The organism is Methylobacterium sp. P1-11, assembly GCF_008329595.1.
Lineage (GTDB): Bacteria > Pseudomonadota > Alphaproteobacteria > Rhizobiales > Beijerinckiaceae > Methylobacterium.
In genome coordinates this window covers 1-1042 of record NZ_NPKS01000100.1, presented here as the reverse complement: position 1 = coordinate 1042, position 1042 = coordinate 1, and the positions used below count along the sequence as shown (strand labels likewise).

The 1042-nt window shown below is 64.3% G+C and carries 1 protein-coding gene; it reads right to left on the bottom strand.

Going from position 1 to position 1042, the window contains the following annotated elements:
* Positions 1-1042 (bottom strand): IS3 family transposase gene (locus tag CIW48_RS32885; RefSeq protein WP_149314513.1). Its coding sequence is split into 2 segments (ribosomal slippage), with 1043 coding nucleotides annotated over them: positions 1-793 and positions 793-1042; the frame shifts between segments, so codons are not numbered across the junction. This gene is flagged as partial in the annotation.

The following is a 1042-nucleotide window of genomic DNA, read 5'->3' as shown; positions in this document are numbered from 1 at the left end:
GTCAAGCCGCCCAGAGCCGTGTGAGGTCGATCTTCGTTGTAGTGGCACCTCCAGTCCTCGATGCGCTCACGGGCATCAGCCAGCGACAAGAACCACGAAGCGTTCAAGCACTCTGCTCGAAGACGGCCGTTGAACGACTCGATATAGGCGTTGTCGGTCGGCTTGCCCGGTCGGGAGAAGTCGATCTCGACCCCGTTCAGGTAGGCCCATTGGTCGAGCATGCGCCCGGCGAACTCCGGTCCATTATCGACCCGGAGACTCTTGGGCCGACCTCGCAGCCGGACCAAAGCGTCCAGCGCCTCGGTCACCTGGAAGGCGCGGAAGTTGGCTCTCGGTGTCAGTGAGAGTGCCTCTCGCGTGTGGCAATCGACGACCGTCAGGATCCGGAACGGGCGCCCGTCGAACAGGCGGTCGGACATGAAGTCCATCGCCCAGACCTCGTTGGGTCCACCGATCGCCGGTCGTCCCTGGCGATAGCGCCAGGCTCGCTTGCGCTTGGGCAGCTTGGACCGAATCGACAGCCCCTCGTCGCGGTAGATCCGGTAGGTGCGCTTATGGTTCACCTCCCAGCCCTCCCGTCGTAACAGGATGTGCAGCCGCCGGTAGCCGTAGCGCACCCGTGCGGCAGCCAACTCCTTCAACCGCATCCGCAGCGCGACCTGAGGGTCCGAGCGCTTCCTGTAGCGCTGGGACGAACGGCCGAAGCCGGTAGCTAGGCAGGCCCGACGCTCGCTGATCCCATAGGCCACCAGCAGGTGACCAGCGACCTCACGGCGAGCGGCAGGCCTCACCACTTTCGTTTGAGGACGTCCTGCAGCATGGAGCGGTCCAGCGTCAGGTCGGCGACCAGCCGCTTGAGCTTGCTGTTCTCGTCCTCCAGTTGCTTGAGCCGTCGGATCTCCGGCACGCCCATGCCGACGAACTGTTTCTTCCAGCGATAAAAGGTCGGCTCGGATACACCCATCTTCCGGCAGACCTCGTCCACCGTCGCGCCGTTCTCCGCCTGTCGCAGGGCGAAGGCGATCTGTTCGTTCGTGAAGCG